12 protein-coding genes and 2 tRNA genes are annotated in these 12,837 nt (G+C 71.8%); 3 read left to right on the forward strand and 11 right to left on the reverse strand.

Annotated elements, in window-relative coordinates:
• Positions 1-103: 103 nt before the first annotated feature.
• From clpX to AB0O91_RS21510, 5 genes are all read right to left on the reverse strand, one after another.
• Positions 104-1,393: an ATP-dependent Clp protease ATP-binding subunit ClpX gene (gene clpX, locus AB0O91_RS21490; RefSeq protein ID WP_030283761.1), complete on the reverse strand. Its 1,290-nt coding sequence runs from the start codon at positions 1,391-1,393 to the stop codon at positions 104-106.
• Positions 1,394-1,639: 246 nt separating this feature from the next.
• On the reverse strand, positions 1,640-2,302 hold the full coding sequence (locus AB0O91_RS21495) for an ATP-dependent Clp protease proteolytic subunit (RefSeq protein WP_363435562.1): 663 nt from the start codon (positions 2,300-2,302) through the stop codon (positions 1,640-1,642).
• Between the two features lie 66 nt (positions 2,303-2,368).
• A complete protein-coding gene (locus AB0O91_RS21500) occupies positions 2,369-2,986 on the reverse strand; it encodes an ATP-dependent Clp protease proteolytic subunit (RefSeq protein WP_363435646.1) in 618 nt (205 codons plus the stop codon).
• A 271-nt stretch (positions 2,987-3,257) separates the two neighbouring features.
• The gene (gene tig / locus AB0O91_RS21505; RefSeq protein ID WP_363435564.1) at positions 3,258-4,649 is read right to left on the reverse strand and encodes a trigger factor; all 1,392 of its coding nucleotides are present in this window, start codon (positions 4,647-4,649) and stop codon (positions 3,258-3,260) included.
• A gap of 333 nt (positions 4,650-4,982) precedes the next feature.
• A tRNA-Pro gene (locus AB0O91_RS21510) sits at positions 4,983-5,056 on the reverse strand.
• A gap of 179 nt (positions 5,057-5,235) precedes the next feature.
• On the opposite strand from AB0O91_RS21510, the gene AB0O91_RS21515 reads away from it, so the two are divergent.
• Positions 5,236-5,306 (forward strand) — tRNA-Gly (locus AB0O91_RS21515).
• A 64-nt stretch (positions 5,307-5,370) separates the two neighbouring features.
• Here AB0O91_RS21515 and AB0O91_RS21520 read toward each other — a convergent pair.
• Positions 5,371-5,910: a hypothetical protein gene (locus tag AB0O91_RS21520; protein ID WP_363435567.1), complete on the reverse strand. Its 540-nt coding sequence runs from the start codon at positions 5,908-5,910 to the stop codon at positions 5,371-5,373.
• 189 nt (positions 5,911-6,099) lie between these two features.
• Here AB0O91_RS21520 and AB0O91_RS21525 point away from each other — a divergent pair, with 189 nt between their 5' ends.
• Positions 6,100-6,894: a DUF6348 family protein gene (locus tag AB0O91_RS21525; protein ID WP_363435570.1), complete on the forward strand. Its 795-nt coding sequence runs from the start codon at positions 6,100-6,102 to the stop codon at positions 6,892-6,894.
• A gap of 41 nt (positions 6,895-6,935) precedes the next feature.
• On the opposite strand, the gene AB0O91_RS21530 is transcribed toward AB0O91_RS21525, so the two are convergent.
• From AB0O91_RS21530 to AB0O91_RS21545, 4 genes are all read right to left on the reverse strand, one after another.
• The gene (locus tag AB0O91_RS21530; RefSeq protein WP_363435573.1) at positions 6,936-7,133 is read right to left on the reverse strand and encodes a hypothetical protein; all 198 of its coding nucleotides are present in this window, start codon (positions 7,131-7,133) and stop codon (positions 6,936-6,938) included.
• Between the two features lie 532 nt (positions 7,134-7,665).
• On the reverse strand, positions 7,666-8,892 hold the full coding sequence (locus AB0O91_RS21535; RefSeq protein WP_363435576.1) for a PP2C family protein-serine/threonine phosphatase: 1,227 nt from the start codon (positions 8,890-8,892) through the stop codon (positions 7,666-7,668).
• A gap of 285 nt (positions 8,893-9,177) precedes the next feature.
• Positions 9,178-9,663, reverse strand: a complete 486-nt coding sequence (locus AB0O91_RS21540; RefSeq protein WP_363435578.1) for a ribose-5-phosphate isomerase — start codon at positions 9,661-9,663, stop codon at positions 9,178-9,180.
• 55 nt (positions 9,664-9,718) lie between these two features.
• Positions 9,719-10,318, reverse strand: coding sequence for a biotin transporter BioY (locus AB0O91_RS21545; RefSeq protein ID WP_363435581.1), 600 nt, complete (start codon positions 10,316-10,318; stop codon positions 9,719-9,721).
• Between the two features lie 267 nt (positions 10,319-10,585).
• Between AB0O91_RS21545 and AB0O91_RS21550 the strand changes: the two genes are divergently transcribed.
• Positions 10,586-12,004: an amino acid permease gene (locus tag AB0O91_RS21550; RefSeq protein WP_363435584.1), complete on the forward strand. Its 1,419-nt coding sequence runs from the start codon at positions 10,586-10,588 to the stop codon at positions 12,002-12,004.
• Positions 12,005-12,101: 97 nt separating this feature from the next.
• Here AB0O91_RS21550 and AB0O91_RS21555 read toward each other — a convergent pair whose 3' ends face one another.
• On the reverse strand, positions 12,102-12,668 hold the full coding sequence (locus AB0O91_RS21555; protein ID WP_363435648.1) for a disulfide bond formation protein DsbA: 567 nt from the start codon (positions 12,666-12,668) through the stop codon (positions 12,102-12,104).
• Positions 12,669-12,837 lie beyond the last annotated feature (169 nt).

A 12,837-nucleotide genomic window follows, 5' to 3' on the forward strand; every position in this document is an offset into this window, starting at 1 on the left:
GGGGGCGGTGAGTTCGCCGAGGGCTGTGAGGGCGAGGTCGCGGCGCCCTGCGTCCACGACGGTGCGGGGCCCCTGCGCGTACGGGCTGCGTACGGCCGTCGGGTCAGGCGCTCTTGTCGCGCCGCTCGCGCTTGATCATGTCGCGCGGGACCAGGGTGGGGATGGCGTGCTTGGAGACGACGTCCCCGGTGACCACCACGCGGGCGACGTCCTGGCGCGAGGGCACCTCGTACATCACGGACATCAGCACCTCCTCCATGATGGCCCGCAGACCGCGCGCGCCGGTGCCGCGCAGGATCGCCTGGTCGGCGATCGCCTCCAGCGCGTCGCGCGAGAACTCCAGCTCCACGCCGTCCAGTTCGAACAGCTTGCGGTACTGCTTGACCAGCGCGTTCTTCGGCTCGGTGAGGATCTGCAGCAGCGCCTCGCGGTCGAGGTTGTGCACGCTGGTGATCACCGGCAGACGGCCGATGAACTCGGGGATCATGCCGAACTTCACCAGGTCCTCGGGCATCACCTGGCGGAAGTGGTCGCTGGCGTCCGACTCCCGCTTGGACCGGATGTTGGCGCCGAAGCCGATGCCCTTGGCACCCGCGCGGCCCTCGATGATCCGCTCCAGGCCGGCGAACGCGCCGCCGACGATGAACAGCACGTTGGTGGTGTCGATCTGGATGAACTCCTGGTGCGGGTGCTTGCGGCCCCCCTGCGGCGGCACCGACGCGGTGGTGCCCTCCAGGATCTTCAGCAGCGCCTGCTGCACGCCCTCGCCGGAGACGTCCCGGGTGATCGACGGGTTCTCGCTCTTGCGCGCGACCTTGTCGATCTCGTCGATGTAGATGATCCCGGTCTCGGCCTTCTTGACGTCGTAGTCGGCCGCCTGGATCAGCTTGAGCAGGATGTTCTCGACGTCCTCGCCGACGTACCCGGCCTCGGTCAGCGCGGTGGCGTCCGCGATCGCGAACGGCACGTTCAGCATCCGGGCCAGGGTCTGCGCCAGCAGCGTCTTGCCGGAGCCGGTCGGGCCCAGCAGCAGGATGTTGGACTTGGCGAGCTCGATCGCGTCCTCACGGCCGTTGCCGCCGCTGCGCCCCGCCTCGCCCGCCTGGACGCGCTTGTAGTGGTTGTAGACGGCCACCGACAGCGCCTTCTTGGCGAGGTCCTGGCCGACCACGTACTGGTCCAGGAACTCGTAGATCTCACGCGGCTTCGGGAGCTCCTCGAAGCGGACCTCGGAGGTCTCGGCGAGTTCCTCCTCGATGATCTCGTTGCACAGGTCGATGCACTCGTCGCAGATGTACACGCCTGGGCCGGCGATCAGCTTCTTCACCTGCTTCTGCGACTTGCCGCAGAACGAGCACTTGAGCAGGTCGCCACCGTCTCCGATGCGTGCCACGAGGTGCTTCCCCTTCGCCAGGGGCCCCGCAGGGTTCCGGGGCCTGGTGCTGTGGACCGTCCGCGCCGACGGCGCTCGGTCTCGCTATCCGACGGTACTCTGCCGGGCCCTTGATTCCGTCCTCTTCGCCGGGTCTGCCCTACGCCCTGGGCGAATTGATACCGAACAGATGCCGTGGCAGAACTCGCCGACGGACCGGGGCGGGGCGCGCGAACCGCTGCGCGCCCCGCCCCGGCGGTGCCGACCTCAGGAGGTCAGCGAGGTCTTGCGGGTGGAGATGATCTGGTCGACCAGGCCGTACTCCTTGGCCTCCTCGGCGGTGAGGATCTTGTCGCGCTCGATGTCGTCGCGCACCTGCTCCACCGACTTGTTGGAGTGCTTGGAGAGCATCTCCTCCAGCTGCTCGCGCATCCGGAAGATCTCCTTGGCCTGGATCTCCAGGTCGGACACCTGACCGCGGCCGGTCTCGGTGTACGGCTGGTGGATCAGGATCCGGGCGTTCGGCAGCGCCATCCGCTTGCCGGGGGTGCCGGCGGCGAGCAGCACGGCCGCCGCGGAGGCCGCCTGGCCCATGCAGACCGTGGTGATGTCCGGCTTGACGTACTGCATGGTGTCGTAGATGGCCGTCAGGGCCGTGAACGAGCCGCCGGGCGAGTTGATGTACATCTGGATCTCGCGGTCCGGGTCCATCGACTCCAGGCACAGCAGCTGCGCCATGATGTCGTTCGCCGAGACGTCGTCGACCTGCGAGCCGAGGAAGATGATGCGCTCCTCGAACAGCTTGGCGTACGGGTCGTACTCGCGGATGCCCTGCGTGGTGCGCTCGACGAAGCGGGGGACGATGTAGCGGCCCTCGGCGCGCATGTCCTCGACGCGGGCCTGGGCGGCCGACAGGCTGGGGATGTTCATGGGGTTTCTGGTCCTCCGGGGCGTTGTGGCTGTGGTCTCGTGGGCCGGGCCGGGCCGGGCCGAGGCTCAGGCGCCCGTGCCGCCGCCGCCCGGGACGTCCGCGGCGCTGTGCATGATCGCGTCGATGAGGCCGTACTCCAGGGCCTCCTCCGGGCTGAACCAGCGGTCGCGGTCGGAGTCCGAGGTGATCTGCTCGAAGGACTGGCCGCTGTGGAAGGCGATCAGCTCGGACATCCGCTTCTTGGTGCGGAGCAGCTGCTCGGCCTGGATGCGGATGTCGGTGGCGGAGCCGCCGAGGCCCGCGGAGGGCTGGTGCATCAGGATGTTGGCGTTCGGCAGCGAGAAGCGCTTGCCCTTGGCGCCGGCGGTCAGCAGGAACTGGCCCATCGAGGCGGCCATGCCCATCGCGATGGTGACGACGTCGTTCTTGATGTACTGCATGGTGTCGTAGATCGCCATGCCCGCCGAGATCGATCCGCCCGGGGAGTTGATGTAGAGGAAGATGTCCTTCTCGGGGTCCGCGGCCAGCAGCAGCAGCTGCGCGGTGATCTTGTTGGCGATGTCGTCGTCGACCTGCTGGCCGAGGAAGATGATCCGCTCGTTGAGCAGCCGGTTGTAGACCTGGTCGCCAAGACCGCCGAGCACGTCACCAGCGGCGGCGTGCGGCGCCATCGGGCCAGGCATCTGCATCTGCGGGAACGTCACTTAGCCACCTGCTCAGTCGATTTGGACGGTCGCTCCACGGCCGTCACGGTGTCGCACAGCTTCCGGGTATCACGTTGTGATTGTCGCTGTCCAAGGACCCTAACGCGCAGGCCCGGCCGCAGAATCCCTCACGCAGAACTGTTCGCTGTGAGCGCAGGGTCGCGGGGTGCCCGAAGGGACGACAGCGGGCCCGGACACCGTACGGCGTCCGGGCCCGCTGGGTCACCTCGGGGGGGGGTTACCGGGGCACTCAGGCCTCGGTGCCCTCCTCGGCCTTGTCGGCGACGGCCTCGACGGTCTCGGCCGACTCGTCGGCCTCGTCGTCGTCGAAGTTGATCTCGTTGCCCTCGGTGTCGACGACCTTGGCGGCCTCGACCACGGTGGCCAGCGCCTTGCCGCGGGCGACCTCGCCGACCAGCAGCGGAACCTGGCCGCCCTGGACGACCTGCTGGGCGAACTGGTCCGGGGTCAGGCCCGAGCCGGCGGCGCGGCGGATGAGGTGCTCGGTGAGCTCCTCCTGGTTAACACCCAGCTCCTCGTTGGCGACGATCTGGTCCAGGACGAACTGGGTCTTGATGCCCTTCTTCGCCTGCTCCTCGATCTCCGCGTCCCACTCCTCGCGGGTCTTGCCCTGGGTCTCCAGGTAGGTGTCGATGTCGAGGCCCATCGGCTCGAGCTGGTGGTGCTCGACGTTGTGCTTGCGGGTCTCGATCTCGTCCTTCAGGAGCTTCTCGGGGTACTCGATCTCAACCAGCGTGAGCAGCGCGTCGAGGACCTTCTCCTGGGCCTGGGTGGCCTGGTCGTACTCCTTCATGCGCTCCAGGCGCTTGCGGGAGTCGGCGCGCAGCTCCTCCAGGGTGTCGAACTCGCTGGCCAGCTGGGCGAACTCGTCGTCCAGCTCCGGCAGCTCCTTCTCCTGGACGGCGGTGACGGTGACGGTGACCTCGGAGGTCTTGCCCGCCTGGGTGCCACCCTTGAGCTCGGTCTCGAAGGTCTTCTCGTCGCCGGCCGACAGGCCGATCACGGCGTCGTCGATGCCGTCGATCAGACGGCCCGAGCCGATCTCGTAGCTGACGCCCGCGGCGGTGCCGTCCTCCGGCACCTCACCGTCGACCTTGGCGATCAGGTCGACGACCACGGTGTCGCCGGCGGCCGCGGCGCGCTCGACGTCCTTGACCGAGGAGAAGCGCTCGCGCAGCTGCTCCAGCGACTTCTCGATGTCCTCGTCGGAGACGGCGATCGGGTCGACGGTCACCTCGATGGAGGAGAACTCCGGCAGGGTGATCTCCGGACGGATGTCCACCTCGGCGGTGAACTTCAGGTCACCGCCATCGGCGATCTTCTCGACACCCTCGATGTTGGTGATGTCGGGCTGGCCGAGGACCTCGATCTTGCCCTCGTCGACGGCCTGCGTGTAGAAGCGCGGCAGGGCGTCGTTGACGGCCTCCTCCAGCACGGCACCACGGCCGAAGCGCTGGTCGATGACGCGAGCCGGGATCTTGCCCTTGCGGAAGCCCGGAACCGTGACCTGCTGGTTGATCTTCTTGTACGCCGCGTCGAGGCTGGGCTTGAGCTCCTCGAAGGGCACCTCGACGGTGAGTCGAACCCGGGTCGGGTTCAGAGTCTCGACGGCGCTCTTCACGGTTAGGTCTCCTATGGGCTTGCGGTCAGGTTGTCTCCGCCCGCCCCGCGCAGCCGGCCGGGGCCGGTACGGACGGGTCGGACGAGACGGGCGATGGGCGGTTGGAGCTGCATCTCCCGTGTGGGTGGACGGTGAGCTTGACTCCTCGCCCTCGTGCGGTTGACCTGGGTGGACGCCACAGGGACTACCGCCAGCGCCCCATCCTACCGGTACCACGAAAGGCGGACGCCAGACGCCACCGTACCGCCGCCGCAGGGCCTCCACCCAGGCGGTGGTACAGCCCGGTGGTACAGCACAGGGCCCCGCCCCGATGGGCGAGACCCTGCCGCACTGTCGGGGTGACCGGATTCGAACCGACGGCCTTCCGCTCCCAAAGCGGACGCGCTACCAAACTGCGCCACACCCCGTGGTGCCGAGAGGAAGCGTACACGCCGGGCCTGTACCGCCCGTCGACATATTCGGGGCGCGACGGGAGTGCGGTGAGGGCGTGCCGGAAGGGGGTGCGCGGGAACGCGGTGTGCACGAGGGCGACCGGACCGGGTACGCTGTCCCCCGGACTTCCGACCGGTGACGGTCGGGCTTCCGCGCGGGTGTAGCTCAATGGTAGAGCCCTAGTCTTCCAAACTAGTCACGCGAGTTCGATTCTCGTCACCCGCTCTTCCGGCCCGGCCCCGGTGCGCCCAGCGCACCGGGGCCGTCGGCGTTCCCGGGCCGGGCGGGCTCAGAGCCCGAGCCGGGCGGCCCGGGCGGCGGCCCGGTCGAGCAGCTGGTGCACGTCGCCCTCCCGGGTGGCGGGGCGGTCGTTGTACTCGTCCGGGGAGCGCGCCGGGCGGCCGGTGGCGTGCAGCACCTCCATCAGCTGGATCCGGCCGACCCGCACCGTCGCCGGGGTGCCGTAGCCGTGCGCCAGCACGGCGGCCTGGGCGCCGAGCAGGCAGACCCGGCCCGCCGCGTCCCACATCGCGCCCTGCAGCCAGCCGTGGGCGCCGATGTAGCGCGAGGCGAGCCGCAGGTGGTCGGCGGCGGTGACCGGGACGGGCCGGGCGGGCCGGCGCAGCGCCCGGTCCAGCAGGGTGGCCCGGGGCTCCGGGTGGCCCGCGTACCAGGGGCGCAGGGTGCTCCCGTAGCGGCAGACGCACGGCCCGGGGGTGCGCGCGGGGGCGGGCAGCGAGGCGAGGTAGGCCTCGATCTCGGCGACCAGGCCGGAGCCGTCCCAGTGGATCGGGTACGGCGCGACGGGCGTCGGGTCGGTGCGGGGCATGCGGGCTCTCCAGGCGGGCGGCCGTCAGGTTCCGCTCCCCAAAGTGGGGCATTCCGGTCATTTCCGCGACCGGAGGACCAGGCTGTGCGAACGGTTTCCCGCACGGCGGTCGGGCCGATAGCCTCGGCGGCGTTCGAGCGCAGTTCGAGCGCTGCCCAGGCGCCGCGCTCCCGAGGTGGAGGAGTCCCGGTGCGTTCGCAGGAGCGACTGGCCGTCATACAGCGCTGCGTGGTCCTGGAGATGGCGCGCCTGGGCCAGGTGTTCCATCCGGACGGCGAGGTGGTGCGCGGCCCGGGCACCACGGCGGTGGCGGTGCGCGAGCACCCCGGGGACGACGGCGGCGCCGGGCACGTGGACCTCGGCTTCGTGCTGCACCTGGGCCGGGCGGACGCACCGGTGGTGTGGGACTGCGCGGCCGGCCTCGGCAAGACCGAGGAGGAGAAGCTCGCGAACGCGGTGAAGATGTGGGCGACCACCACCGCCTCGGTGCTGGTCGAGCTGGCGGACGGCCGGGGGATCCACGCCGACCGGCCGGCCCTGCCCGAACTCCCGGGCTGGCGGGCGGTGCAGGGGCCGGCGGCGGTGTTCGGCTTCGGCAACGAGCACCTGGCGGCCTGGCTCGCCGAGCACCGGGTGCTGCCGGCGCTGGCTCCGGCGCTGCGTCAGGAGCTGGCCGGGCCGGGGCCGGTCGGGGTGAAGCTCTTCCTGGGCGGGAAGGCGGGCGACGACGTCGCCGAGGTCCGGGTGGACGGCGAGGTCTCGGAGACGGCCTCCGCGGCGCTGCGCGCGCTGGACTGGCCGCGCGGCGAACGGCTCTGCTGGGCACGGCTGTTCGTCCTGCTGACGACGGAGCGGGCAGCACCGGTCACGGCCGCACCGGCGGGCGCCGGTGTGCCCGCGCCGGTACGTGCCCCGGCCCCGGCGGCGACCCGCCCCCGGGGTCTGTTCGCCCGCTGGCGGGAGGCCCGGCGGACCGGCCGGTAGGCACGACCCGCCCGCTCACCTCCGGGGCGCTCCCGTCCCGGTCAGCCGCCGGTGATGCTGGAGATGCTGTGGGCCAGGTTGGCCAGTATGGAGTTGATGGAGGTCGCCATCGTGGTCTCGTGCAGCATGAAGCCGAACAGGGCGGCGATGATCGCGTGCAGGATCTTCATCTGCTTGTTCCGGATGAAGATGATGCACAGGATCGCGAACAGGACCAGCGCGGAGACGGAGAGTGCCACCCGGACTCACTTCCTCGTTTCATAGCGTGGTGCCGCCGCCCGGCGACACCTGCGAAGCCGGACCCCGGCCTGTCCGACGGTCCCGAGGCGGAATCGCGGACCGACCGGCGCAGCGCCGGTGAGGGGACCCGCGTCGAACCGCTGCCTGCTGTGCCGCACGCGTCGCCCCCAATCCCCCGAATCCTGAACAGTCCCGCCCGGACTCAGTGTGGTCGACCGTGCCGATTGCGTAAAGGTCTGACAGCCGGCCCACCGCCGACATCCTGCGATGCGAGACGAGTTTCCGCCGACCGGGACGATAGCGGAGCCGTTCTGACGAATCGTCGGCGGGGCGGTGCTGAGCGGCGGGGAAGCGTCCGGGGGCGGGGAGCGGAAGCCGCTGATCCGGTCAGCCGACGGGGCGTCCGATATGGCCGAAGATCAGCTGCCAGGCTTGACAGCACCGCTCCCGCCTGCCGGTGGCATGTGCCGACCCGCCGGGCGAGTCACCCGCCCCGGGGCCCGACCCGGAGGCGAGCGGGCGACAGACCAGTCAGTCGCGCCAGAGCAGGAGGACGGCGCGGTCGTCGTTGATGTCCCGGGCGACCGTCTCGATCAGCGCGGACGCCGCGCCCGCGCCGGCGCCGGGGGCACCGCCGGGGACCAGCCGGTCGGCCTCCCCCATCAGCCGGTCCATGCCCTCGGTGAGGTCCCGGCCGGGCGCCTCGACCATGCCGTCGGTGCACAGCAGCAGCACGTCGCCCCGGTTCAGCCGGCCGCGCACGCCGTCGAACTTGGCGCCGTCGTAGATGCCGAGCAGCGGCCCCTCGGCCTCCTTGACCTCCCAGCGCCCCTCACCGCCCAGGCGCTGCATGCCGGGCAGGTGACCGGCCGAGAGCAGTTCGTACTCGCCGGTGTCCAGGTCCAGCACCAGGTGGACGGCGGTGGCGAAGCCCTCCTCCCAGGACTGGCGCAGCAGGTAGCCGTTGGCGGCGGGCAGGAAGTCGTGCGCGGGCAGCGAGCCGACCAGGCCGCCGAAGGCGCCGGAGAGCAGCAGCGCCCGCGAGCCCGCGTCCATGCCCTTGCCGGAGACGTCCGCGAGGACCACCTCCAGCAGCCGCTGGCCGGGGCCGGTGCGGGCGGCCACCACGAAGTCGCCGGAGAAGGACTGCCCGCCGGCCGGGCGCAGCGCCATGTCGGCGTGCCAGCCGGCCGGCAGCTCGGGCACCCGGCTCTGTACCCGCAGCCGCTCGCGCAGGTCGAACAGCATGGTGGAGCCGCCCCACCAGGGGACGCCGACCCGGGCCCGGAACTGGGCCAGCAGCAGGCCGCCCACCCCGGCGGCGCCGACCACCAGGGCCGCGCCGGGGGTGACGCCGTAGACGTAGGCCTCCGGGTTCTCGCTGGCGACCCGCTGGCCGGTGTGGATCACGGACTCGGCGGACAGCCCGAGCGCGGCCAGCGCGTACAGCACCACCAGGCTGCCGGGGCGCAGCAGCAGCGCGCCGGCCAGGATCGGCAGGACCAGGGCGGTGGGCGGGGCCCAGTCCGGGAGCCAGATGTTGAGCAGGATCATCAGCGGGACGAGCAGGGCCAGCGCGCAGAGCACCGGCCAGTCGGCGGCGCCGCCGCGGAAGTAGTCGACCCCGGCCGTGCGCAGCCTTCGGCGGACCCGGCGGAGCCTCTTGCGCAGCCGGGCCGTCACGGGCTCGGCGGCCTGGGTGGCACCGGGCCTCGTCGCAGTCGTCTGGGGCGGTGCGCCCGGCGGTCTGCCAGCCATGGGGACCGACCCTATCCACGGGTGCGGCCCGGCGTCGACGGCCCGGGGGCGGGCGGCGGCGCGGGCGCGCGGGCCGCTCACCGGGTTTCGGCCGATCGGCACGGTGGCGGGCGCACCGTCAGGAGGCGTACGCCGGTTGGGCGTACGGAGCCTACGGGTGGTGTGTGCGCCCCGCGTGCGGGGATGTGCGTACGCCGGGTCCTGTGGCCGATCCCACAGGCGCGGACGGCGACGGCCGGCCGCACGGGAGGGTGCGGCCGGCCGTCGGTCGGGTGGGTGGCGGGATCAGCCCTGGGGGTGGTGGGCCGGGATCGGCGGGAGCTCGCCGGTGGTCTCGTACTCGCTCAGCATCTCGATCCGGCGGGTGTGCCGGGCCTCGCCGCTGTAGGGGGTCTTGAGGAAGACCTCGACGAACTCGGTGGCCTCCTCGACCGTGTGCATGCGGCCGCCGATGGAGATCACGTTGGCGTTGTTGTGCTGGCGGCCGAGCTCGGCGGTCTGCACGCTCCAGGCCAGCGCCGCGCGGACGCCCTTGACCTTGTTGGCGGCGATCGCCTCGCCGTTGCCCGAGCCGCCGATCACGATGCCCAGGGCGTCCTCGTCGGCGGCGGTGCGCTCGGCGGCACGCAGGCAGAACGGCGGGTAGTCGTCCTCGGCGTCGTAGATGTGCGGCCCGCAGTCGACCGGCTCGTGGCCGGCCCCCTTGAGCCACTCCACCAGGTGGTTCTTCAGTTCGAATCCGGCATGGTCGGAGCCCAGGTACACGCGCATGCCCATGAGTGTGGCATGCGGGTGCGCCCGGGCCCGACAACGGGGGCCGGGTGCGTCAGCGGCGGCCGAGCAGCTTCCAGGCGAGCGGCAGGGCGCCGGCCGCGAAGGCGGCCTTGAGCGCGTCGCCGACCAGGTACGGGTAGAGCCCCAGCTCGGCGGCGCGGGCCAACGACACGTGCAGGGTCAGGGCCAGGTACGGGACGCCGACGGCGTAGATGGCGAGGCTGCCGAGGACCATGGTGACGGCGGTGTTCACCGGGGTGCGGTCGGCGCCGCGCCGGGCCAGCGCGCCGGTCAGGGCGGCGGCGAGGACGAAGCCGAGCACGTAGCCGAAGGACGGCATGGCCCAGCCGGAGGTGCCCTCGGCGAACCAGGGCAGGCCCGCCATGCCGGCCAGCAGGTAGAGCGCCAGCGAGACGGCGCCGCGGCGGGCGCCGAGCGCGGTGCCGACCAGCAGGGCGGCGAAGGTCTGGCCGGTGACCGGCACCGGCGAGCCGGGCACGTTCACCGACAGCTGGGCGGCGACGCCGGTCAGCGCGGCGCCGCCGACCACCAGGGCCAGGTCGCGGGCCTGGGCGCCGAGGCGGGTGGAGGCGGTGGGCAGCAGGTCGGCGAGGACGGCGCGGCGCGCTATCGGGGTGGTGGCAGTGGCCATCGGGGGCTCCTCCGGGAGGGTCCAGGTGAGTGAACACCTGTGAACCTACGCGGTGATCCACTCCGTTACCGGCACGGTTTCGGACAAAGCCCCGCCCCCGGACGTTGTCGGAACCGGCCCGGAGCGACGATCCGCCAATCTACCGCCACGTAGCGTGACCGGGTGGTCCGCATGGTGGGCCCGGACCGGACATCCTTGGCATGAACAGCGGGGTGCCCGGATATTGGACAGCTCATGCCGCATTCCGCACAGTCTGGATCCACCCCTATGGCCCCCACCTCCGCGCCCCCGGCGCCCGGGAGCAGTTCCCCCGCTCCCCCGCCGTCCGGCGGCCAGCAGCTCAGCCACGGGCTCAAGCAGCGCCACCTGTCGATGATCGCCCTCGGCGGCGTCATCGGCGCCGGCCTGTTCGTGGGCTCCGGCGCCGGCATCGCGGCCGCCGGGCCGGCGATCATCCTCGCCTTCACCCTCTCCGGCCTGCTGGTCATGCTGATCATGCGAATGCTCGGCGAGATGTCCGCCGCCCGCCCCGCCTCCGGCTCCTTCTCGGTGCACGCGGAGAAGGAGATCGGCCCCTGGGCCGGGATCACGGCCGGCTGGATGTACTGGGTGATGCTCTGCTGCGGCGTCGCCGCCGAGGCCACCGCCGCCGGGAAGATCGTCAACGGCTGGATACCCGGGGTCTCCTCCTGGGTGTGGGTCGCCCTGTTCATGGCCTTCTTCTGCGCCAGCAACCTCACCGCGGTGAAGAACTTCGGCGAGTTCGAGTTCTGGTTCGCCGCCGTCAAGGTCGCCGCGATCCTCACCTTCCTGGTCCTCGGCGGGCTCGGCATCGCCGGCGTGATCGGCCCCGGCGCCCCCGGCACGAGCAACCTCACCGGCCAGGGCGGGTTCCTGCCCACCGGCGTCAGCGGACTGATCGTCGGCCTGCTCGCCTCCGTCTTCGCCTACGGCGGCCTGGAGACCGTGACCATCGCCGCGGCGGAGTCCGACGACCCCCGGAAGAACGTCGCCAACGCGGTGCGCACGGCGGTGTGGCGGATCGCGATCTTCTACATCGGCTCGATGGCCCTGGTGGTCACCCTGGTCTCCTGGAAGGACCCGGCGGTCGTCGCCGACGGCCCGTACGTCACCGTGCTGCGCCACCTCGGGGTGCCCGGAGCCGGGACGATCATGGAGGCGGTGGTGCTGATCGCCCTGCTGTCCGCGATGAACGCCAACATCTACGGCGCCTCCCGGATGGCGTACTCGCTGGTCGGCCGCGGCCAGGGCCCCAAGGCGCTGGCCAAGGTCGGCGGCGGGGTGCCGCGCCGGGCCGTACTGGCCTCCTGCCTGTTCGGCTTCGGCGCCGTCCTGGCCTCGAAGTTCTGGCCGGACACCGTGTTCACCTGGCTGATGAACACCACCGGCGTCGCGATCCTGGTGGTCTGGCTGTTCATCTGCGTCGTCCAGCTGCGGATGCGCCGCCGGCTGGAGCGCGAGGCGCCCGAGCTGCTCACCGTGAAGATGTGGGGCTACCCGTACCTCACCTGGATCGCGCTGGCCGCCGTGGCCGGCATCCTCGCCCTGATGACCACCACCGAGGGCAACCGCCAGCAGCTGTACGCGGCCGCGGTGCTGGTCGTGCTGCTCAGCGCGGCCGGACTGCTCAAGCAGCGCCGGGACGCGGCCGCCGCCGACCGCTGAGGCCCGGCACGGCGACGACACGGCCGGACGGCATGCGGAAGGGCCCGGTACCGGGGTACCGGGCCCTTCCCGTGCGTCTTCCCGTGCGCCGCGGGGCCTACTCGAAGGACGGGCCCGCCGTCCGGGTCCGCTTGATCTCGTAGAAGCCCGGGGTCGAGGCCACCAGCAGAGTGCCGTCCCACAGCCGGGCCGCGGCCTCGCCCTTGGGGGCCGGGGTGACCACCGGACCGAAGAAGGCGACCCGCTCGCCGTCCACGCCCTCGACCGCGATCACCGGGGTGCCGACGTCCTCCCCGACCAGGGTGATGCCCTCCTTGTGCGAGGCGCGCAGGGCGTCGTCGTACGCGTCGGTGTCCGCCGCGTCCGCCAGCTCGGCGGGCAGGCCCGCGGCCACCAGCGCGGCCTGGACCGTCTCCCGGTTCTGCGGCAGGCCCTGGTTGTGGAAGCGCAGGCCCAGCTCGGTGTAGAGCCGGCCCAGCACCTCGTCGCCGTGCTGCTGGGCGGCCGCGATGCACACCCGGACCGCGCCCCAGGCGTTGTCCAGCAGCTCGCGGTAGTTCTGCGGCAGGTCGCGGTGCTCGTTGAGCACCGACAGGCTCATCACGTGCCAGTGCACGTCGACCGGGCGCAGCTGCTGGACCTCGATCAGCCAGCGGGACGTCATCCACGCCCAGGGGCAGGCGGGGTCGAACCAGAAGTCGGCGGTCTTGCGCTCAGCGGCAGTCGTCACTGGGTCTCGTCCTTCGTGAGTGTTCCGAGGCAGCGCGGCAGCGCCCCACCAGGACCCCAACACCCGCCCGACGCCGCTGATTCCGGCCCCCGCCCCACGGGTT

Origin of the sequence: Kitasatospora sp. NPDC089797, assembly GCF_040684795.1 — a bacterium.
Taxonomy (GTDB): Bacteria; Actinomycetota; Actinomycetes; order Streptomycetales; family Streptomycetaceae; genus Kitasatospora.

Bases quoted from the DNA above. Each gene is read 5' to 3' on its own strand.
- AB0O91_RS21495 (WP_363435562.1), bottom strand. From the start codon at position 2,302: ATGAACATCCCCAGCCTGTCGGCCGCCCAGGCCCGCGTCGAGGACATG.
- AB0O91_RS21500 (WP_363435646.1), bottom strand. From the start codon at position 2,986: ATGCCTGGCCCGATGGCGCCGCACGCCGCCGCTGGTGACGTGCTCGGC.
- AB0O91_RS21520 (WP_363435567.1), bottom strand. From the start codon at position 5,910: ATGCCCCGCACCGACCCGACGCCCGTCGCGCCGTACCCGATCCACTGG.
- AB0O91_RS21535 (WP_363435576.1), bottom strand. From the start codon at position 8,892: ATGGCTGGCAGACCGCCGGGCGCACCGCCCCAGACGACTGCGACGAGG.
- AB0O91_RS21540 (WP_363435578.1), bottom strand. From the start codon at position 9,663: ATGCGCGTGTACCTGGGCTCCGACCATGCCGGATTCGAACTGAAGAAC.
- AB0O91_RS21545 (WP_363435581.1), bottom strand. From the start codon at position 10,318: ATGGCCACTGCCACCACCCCGATAGCGCGCCGCGCCGTCCTCGCCGAC.
- AB0O91_RS21550 (WP_363435584.1), top strand. From the start codon at position 10,586: ATGGCCCCCACCTCCGCGCCCCCGGCGCCCGGGAGCAGTTCCCCCGCT.
- AB0O91_RS21555 (WP_363435648.1), bottom strand. From the start codon at position 12,668: ATGACGTCCCGCTGGCTGATCGAGGTCCAGCAGCTGCGCCCGGTCGAC.